Annotated in this window: 7 protein-coding genes; 2 read left to right on the forward strand and 5 right to left on the reverse strand. The window is 75.3% G+C overall.

What is annotated here, in order from left to right; all coding sequences use genetic code 11:
• Positions 1-38 precede the first annotated feature (38 nt).
• The 3 genes from AQJ11_RS32665 to AQJ11_RS32675 all read right to left on the reverse strand — a co-directional run bounded on the left by AQJ11_RS32665 (position 39) and on the right by AQJ11_RS32675 (position 2,677).
• Complete coding sequence (locus AQJ11_RS32665; RefSeq protein WP_059265560.1) at positions 39-728, reverse strand: HAD family hydrolase; 690 nt, start codon at positions 726-728, stop codon at positions 39-41.
• A 10-nt stretch (positions 729-738) separates the two neighbouring features.
• A complete protein-coding gene (locus tag AQJ11_RS32670; RefSeq protein WP_244218444.1) occupies positions 739-1,452 on the reverse strand; it encodes a phosphatase PAP2 family protein in 714 nt (237 codons plus the stop codon).
• A gap of 673 nt (positions 1,453-2,125) precedes the next feature.
• On the reverse strand, positions 2,126-2,677 hold the full coding sequence (locus AQJ11_RS32675; protein ID WP_059265561.1) for a DUF5134 domain-containing protein: 552 nt from the start codon (positions 2,675-2,677) through the stop codon (positions 2,126-2,128).
• 162 nt (positions 2,678-2,839) lie between these two features.
• On the opposite strand from AQJ11_RS32675, the gene AQJ11_RS32680 reads away from it, so the two are divergent.
• Both AQJ11_RS32680 and AQJ11_RS32685 read left to right on the forward strand, forming a co-directional pair.
• Positions 2,840-4,552 carry an FUSC family protein gene (locus AQJ11_RS32680; protein WP_059265562.1) on the forward strand — a complete coding sequence of 571 codons (1,713 nt, stop codon included), beginning with the start codon at positions 2,840-2,842 and terminating at the stop codon, positions 4,550-4,552.
• Complete coding sequence (locus tag AQJ11_RS32685) at positions 4,549-5,142, forward strand: MarR family winged helix-turn-helix transcriptional regulator (RefSeq protein WP_014671165.1); 594 nt, start codon at positions 4,549-4,551, stop codon at positions 5,140-5,142. Before AQJ11_RS32680 ends, AQJ11_RS32685 begins: the two co-directional genes overlap by 4 nt.
• 53 nt (positions 5,143-5,195) lie before the next feature.
• Here the strand turns inward: AQJ11_RS32685 and AQJ11_RS50025 are convergent, their stop codons facing one another.
• Positions 5,196-5,345: a hypothetical protein gene (locus AQJ11_RS50025; RefSeq protein WP_167360887.1), complete on the reverse strand. Its 150-nt coding sequence runs from the start codon at positions 5,343-5,345 to the stop codon at positions 5,196-5,198.
• 105 nt (positions 5,346-5,450) lie between these two features.
• Positions 5,451-6,179 carry a dienelactone hydrolase family protein gene (locus AQJ11_RS32690; RefSeq protein WP_059265563.1) on the reverse strand — a complete coding sequence of 243 codons (729 nt, stop codon included), beginning with the start codon at positions 6,177-6,179 and terminating at the stop codon, positions 5,451-5,453.
• Between the last annotated feature and the right edge of the window lie 54 nt (positions 6,180-6,233).

The raw sequence follows: 6,233 nt of genomic DNA on the forward strand, positions 1-6,233 counted from the left end.
TCAGACGGACGGTGCGGCGTGCCGGTTCGCCTCGGTGCTCAGCCGACGAGATCCAGCACCGGCAGCAGCGCGTCGGGGCGTTGGGCCGCCGGCAGGTGGTCCACGAAGTGCACCCGACAGCCGAGCGTGGTGGCGCCGCCGTCCGCCGCCCGGTTGTCGCCGACCATCAGCACCCGCCGCGGATCGGCGTCGAGCGCCTCGCAGGCGACCGCGAACAGCCGCGGATCCGGCTTCTGCACCCCGTGCTCGTACGACAGCACGTACGCGTCCACGTACGCGTCGAGTCCGTGCTCCCGGAAGACCGGGCGCAGGTCCCAGCCGATGTTGCTGACCACGCCGACGCCGATCCCGCGCCCGCGCAGGGTGCGCAGCACCTTCTCGGCGTCCGGGTACGGGGTCCAGGCGGCGGGGGACATGTGCCGTTCGTACAGGGCGTCGTGCAGCCCGGGATCCGGCAGCGGCACCCGGCGGGACAGGCCCGTGTAGGCGGCCCGGTGCAGCGCCGCGCTCTCGTCCCGCACCGCCCAGACCGCCGCGAGGTCCGCCGGCAGTTCCACCGGCTCCGCACCGCCCGGCAGCGCGCCGGCCGCCTCCAGAGCCCGGGCCGTCGCGGCCAGTTCGGGCTCGGACAGAGCGTGACCGGTCTCGTCCAGCGCCGCACGCAGCCATGACGCGGCGGACTCGGCGCGGAACAGCGTCCCGGAGAAGTCGAACAGCACGGCGGCCATGCGCCGGACTCTACCGGCCGCGCGACGGCCGCTCCCGGCCGTCGCGCGGCCACTCGTGGACCGTCACCGCCGCCGCGACCAGCGCCGCGCCGGCCAGCCACCCGCCGAGCACGTCCGAGGGCCAGTGGACGCCCAGCCACACCCGGGTGACGCCCACGCCCACCACCGAGACGAGCGCCGCCGCCACCGCCGTACGCCACAGGGCGGGGCGTGGGCCGTGCCGGTGCAGCAGCCACAGCAGCAGGCCGCAGACGACGGTGGCGGTCAGCGCGTGACCGGACGGGAACGCCGCGTAGTGCGCGGAGTCGACCGGATTCGGCCAGACCGGGCGGGGCCGGCCGACGACCGCCTTCACGAACTGCTGCACGAGCGCGGCCACCGCGCAGGTGATCCCCAGCCACAGCGCCGTCCACCAGGCCGCGCGCCGCCAGACGAGCCACACCGCCGCCGCGGCGCAGACCAGACGCATGGTGGTCGGGTCCCACACCCAGTCCGTCAGCACCCGGAAGACATGCGTCAGCTCGTGGTCGCGGACCGCCCAGCGGTGGGTGGTCCGGGAGATGCCGCCGTCCACGGTGACCAGGGGATGCCAGCGCAGGGCGACGAGGATCAGCAGCACCAGGAAGCAGGCGCCGAGAGCGGCGGCCACGCGGGCGGCTCTGCTCAGCGTCGTCGGCGGCTCGGGGGCGGGGGGCGACGGGGGAGCGGAGGGGCGCTGGTGCATGCCGTGATCCTGGTGGAAGCGGGGTGCCGTGGCCAAGTCCCAGTGGGGCGGGGCCGCCGTGGCCATGGTGCCGGTGGGGCGGGGCTGCCGTGGCCGCGGTGCCGGTGGGCGAGATCCGTCAGGCGAGCGGCATCAGCCCAGCGCCCGCGGCCCGCACCAGCGCGGCGGTCGGCGTCGGGCGTGGATTGCGGAGGGGCGGCGGCCGGGATGGTGGTGTCGGGGCGGTCCGCGCAGGGGCGGCGACCGGTCCGGTGCCGTCGGCAGGCGCCGCGCACGGAGCGGGACAGGAGCGTGCGGAGGCGGACCGGCACCGAACCCGCCCCGCCCTTTGCCGGGCAGCCTCCAGGCGAGCGGTTCGGCGCGCCGCGCACGCCGTCGCGCCCGGACCCGTACGACGTCCCGGACCAGCATCGCCGGACTCCACGGGCCGCCGCCGAGCCGAGGGGCGTCGGCAGGGCGCGGCACAACAGGACGGCCGCCCCGACGCTTCCCCGGAGGGGATACCCCCAGCCACCCCCGCAGGGTGCCGAACAGCAGCGGGGCCACGGGGGCCTTCATGGTCAGCACCCTATGAACGCGCGGCGCTCAGCGGCACGGTCCGGGGCGGCGAAGTGACGCGAGCAACGGGTTCCGGACGCCGGCGCGCGGGCGGGCGCCGTACGGAGCCCGGCCGTCACATCGCCAGCAGCATTGCCACCATGCCGATCCCCATCGACAGCCGGCAGGCCCGCGCCAGCTCGGGGCGGTCGCCCCAGGGGGCCGGCCCGCCCCCGCCCGCGGAGGCGGGAGCGGGCACCAGCCGGGCGCCGGAGAGCAGCACATAGCCCGTGAAGTACAGCAGCAGCGCGCCGGTCAGCAGCGGCACGCCGGTGCCGCCGTGCCCGTGGTGGGCGGCGGGCGGCGCCGCGGCCATCGCCACCGCCATGTAGACCATCGCGGCGCTGCCCACCAGGTGGTGCAGATGGTGCGGGGCGCCACGCGCGGCCCACAGCGCGCGCAGGGCCGCCGCGCCGAACACGGCCGCGTACACCGGCCACGCCCATCTCGGTGGCGTGAACGCCGCCGCCGGGACGGCCATCGCGGCCATGCCGAAGCCCATCAGCGCCTCGCCGCCCGCGGCCCGGCGCTGCTCCTCGACACCGCTGCGCATCCGCAGCAGGCAGTAGGCCCCGGTCAGCGCGCACAGCGCGACCAGCAGCCAGGCGATCGACACCGGTCCGTGCACGCGCACCTCCACGCTCGACGGTCGGTCGAGGGTGCGATGCCCGCTGCCGGCGAAGCGCACGCGAGCGCAAGGGTGTACACGGGGAGCATGCAGGGGAGCGCGGTCGGTGACCAGGCCCTACGCAGACTGTTTTACAGGTAAAACACATGCTAAATTGATGCTATGAGCAGTGCGACCTCCCACCGTCTTCCCCTCGCCACCACCCTCCGCCTCGGGCGCCCCTCCGACATCTGGTTCAAGCCCGCGCTGAGCGTGGTGGCCGCGGTCGCCCCGCCCAACCTCACCCTGCTCGCCCTCGGCCGCCTCGACCTCGCGATGTACACGATGGCGGGCTCCCTGTGCGCCCTCTACGGCCACAACCGGCCCTACGCCGCCCGGGCCCGCGCGCTCGCCTGGGTCGTGCTCGGCATGGTCGGCGGCCTCGCCGTCTCCCTGCTCGCCGCGGCGCTCACCACGAACGCCGTCGTCCTCGTCACCGTCGGCGCCGTCCTGGCGGCGGTCCAGAAGACCGTGTGCGACGCCACCCGGATCGGACCGCCCGGCAACGTGGTCCTCACCTTCATCAGCTCCGCCTCGCTGTTCGCGCCGCAGACCCCCGGCCAGGTCCCCGGGCACCTCGGGCTGGCCCTGGCCGCCGGCGCCTGGGCCTGGCTGGTCGGCATGGCCCCCGGGCTGTTCCGCCCGCACGGGCCCGAGCGCCGCGCCACCGCCCAGGCCCTGAACGCCGCCGCCGCGTACGCCGACACGCACGGCACCGCCGACGGCCACGCCCGCGCCCGCGCCGCGACGGCCGCCGCGATCCACGCCGCCTGGCAGTCGCTGCTCGCCGCCGGCGCCCACCCCGACCGCACCCGGCGCGCCCTCGAACAACTCCTCGTCCGCGCCGAGGTCGCCCTGGCCGCGCCCTCCGACACCGACCCCGCCCGGCTGCGCGCCTGGGCCCGCGACCTGCGCGGCACCGGCCGTGTCCCGCGCGTCGAGGCGCCGCGCGAGGCCGCCGACGAACTCCTCGGCCTGGCCGCCGAACAGGCCCTGCCGCCCCGCTCGCCGTGGCACCGCCTGGCTCCCCTCGCCCCGCTCGCCGTGCGCACCGCGCTCGGCTGCGCCCTCGCCGGATACGCCGCCCTCGCCCTCGGCGTCGGCCGCCCCTACTGGGCGCTGGTCACCGCGGCCTCCCTCTACCAGGCCAACGTCACCCTCACCTGGAACCGGGGCGTCCAGCGGGTCGTCGGCAACCTCCTCGGCGTCCTCCTCTTCGCCGCGCTCGCCCCGCTCGCCCATCTGCACCCCGCCGCCCTGGTGCTGTGCTGCCTCGCCCTCAACTTCGGCGCCGAGGCGCTGATCGGACGCAACTACTGGCTGGGCAGCGTGTGCGTCACCCCGATGGCCCTGCTCATCACCGAGTTCGCCCGTACCCAGGACGCCACCGAGCTCATCACCGACCGGGTCGCGGACACCCTCGTCGGTGCCCTGGTCGGCTTCGTCGCCGCCGTCGCCGTCACCAACCGCCGTGCGGGCGACCGCCTGGAGGGCGCGCTGAGCACGGCGGAGCGGGCCCGCGAGCACGCCGCACGCCTGCTCGCCGAGCCGCACCCCGAGCCCCGCGCGCTGGAGTCCGCCCGCCGCACCCTCGCCGCAGCCCTGGTCGACCTGCGCGCCACGGCCGACGCCGCCGCCGGCGAGTGGTGGCAGCGCGCCCTGCCCGAGGAGCGGGTCGTGCTCACCGAGCAGGCCGGACACCGTACGCTCGCGGCGACGGTACGGCGCCAGGGCCTCGTGCCGCAGGACCGGGACAGCCACCAGGCCCCGGGCCGTGACCAGGAACGGGACCGGGACCAGGACCCGGGCAGGACGACGGAGGACATACGGCCATGACGGCGACGAACGGCGGACCGAAGCCCGGAAGCGACGCGACCGGCACCCGGCCCGGGGCCGGCACCGACCCCGCGCGCGGCGACACCGTCTCCGCCGTCGTCCGCCAGTGGCGGGCCGTCCACCCCGAGCTGGACACCGGACCCATGGAGGTCATCGGCCGGATCAACCGCTGCGCCGCCCTGCTCCAGCAGGCCGAGGACGCCCCGCTGCGCCGGGCCGGCCTGAGCCGTGCCGAGTTCGACCTGCTCGGCGCGCTGCGCCGCACCGGGCACGAGCTGACCCCGGGCGAGCTGGCCCGGGAGACCTTCTCCTCCGGCGCCGCCGTCACCAAGCGGATCAAGCAGCTGACCGAGCGCGGCCTGGTCGAACGGCGCGGCGACACCCGCGACCGCCGCGTGGCCCACGTCCGCCTCACGGACACCGGCCGCGACCTGGTCGACGGCATCCTCCCCGAGCAACTCGCCTACGAGACGGCCGTACTGTCCGTCCTCGACCCGGCGGGCCAGGGCGAACTCGCGGGTCTCCTTGCCGAGTTGCTCAGCCGCCTGGAGGGCCGGATGAGCGGCCTGCGGGTGGGTGCACCCGGCTAGTGCCGCATCAGGCGGCGTTCGCCCAGTCCACCAGGTTGCCGGCCGCGGCCCAGTCACCTGCTCGGGTGTCCTTCTTCGTGGTCAAGTACCGCGACACCAGCCGCGAGGGCCTTCGGGGCCTGCGGGCGGGGTGAGGTCTTGGGCCGGCCGCCCTTGTACTTCGGGTGGAGCGAGTCGAAGCCATCGGTGTTGAAGTCGGTCATCGGTCTCCCGCCCCTGCACCCGCTCGGCCATGCCGGGCAGTGCGGACCGAACGCGCCGGCCGGGAACGGTGTTCCGACCGACGCGCCGGGCACAGTGACGCGATGTCAGCTCAGATGCCGGGTGAAGAACCTCAGTGAGCTGTCCACTTCGAACGACGGCACGTCCCCGTGCCCGCCGGTGTTGGCGTGCAGCGTCTTCTCGGACGAGGCCAGCGTGTCGAACAACGCCAGGCTCTGGTCCCGCGGAACCATCTGGTCGTCCCACTGGACCAGGAACTGCACCGGTGCAGTGATCCGCGCGGCGTCCTCGGCCAGCCCGTGCACGCCCAGCAGCCCCAGCACCGCGGCTCGGATCCGGGGTTCCGCGGCGATGAGCGGAATGCCGAGCCCGCAGCCCATCGACATACCGCAGTAGCCCACCGGTCCGACGCCGACCTGGTCGAGGCTCTGGACCGCGGTCAGGACCGCCTGCCAGTCCGCGACGGCCTGACCGGCCAAATGGCTGTGCATGCCGGCGACCAGCGCGCCCGGGTCCTCACCGGCGGCCATGCCGGCCCGCATGTCGGCCACGAGCCGGCCGAACTCCTCGTCCTGGGGACGGTCGCCGTGGTTGGGGGCGTCGATCGCGACGACCGCGAAGCCCTCGGCCGCGTAGCGGCGGGCGCGGGACACATTGCCGGGAGCGGTCTTGTGCTGCCCGCCGCCGTGGCCGAGCAGAATCAGGGGACGAGTACCAGAGGCGTCTTCCGGCGTCCACAGCACGCCGGGGATCTCATCGAGGGTGAAGAACTGTTCGGTGACGCCATCCGATGACGTCTGGGAGGTGAAGCGCATCAGCGTTTCAAGCCTTTCGGGATGCCTTGTGCGGGCGCTCCCTAGGTGTATTGA

The organism is Streptomyces corchorusii, from assembly GCF_001514055.1.
Classification (GTDB): domain Bacteria; phylum Actinomycetota; class Actinomycetes; order Streptomycetales; family Streptomycetaceae; genus Streptomyces; species Streptomyces olivaceoviridis.

Excerpts from the sequence above, each read along its gene's own strand:
- AQJ11_RS32665 (WP_059265560.1), bottom strand. The coding sequence starts at position 728 with ATGGCCGCCGTGCTGTTCGACTTCTCCGGGACGCTGTTCCGCGCCGAG.
- AQJ11_RS32670 (WP_244218444.1), bottom strand. The coding sequence starts at position 1,452 with ATGCACCAGCGCCCCTCCGCTCCCCCGTCGCCCCCCGCCCCCGAGCCG.
- AQJ11_RS32680 (WP_059265562.1), top strand. The coding sequence starts at position 2,840 with ATGAGCAGTGCGACCTCCCACCGTCTTCCCCTCGCCACCACCCTCCGC.
- AQJ11_RS32685 (WP_014671165.1), top strand. The coding sequence starts at position 4,549 with ATGACGGCGACGAACGGCGGACCGAAGCCCGGAAGCGACGCGACCGGC.
- AQJ11_RS50025 (WP_167360887.1), bottom strand. The coding sequence starts at position 5,345 with ATGACCGACTTCAACACCGATGGCTTCGACTCGCTCCACCCGAAGTAC.
- AQJ11_RS32690 (WP_059265563.1), bottom strand. The coding sequence starts at position 6,179 with ATGCGCTTCACCTCCCAGACGTCATCGGATGGCGTCACCGAACAGTTC.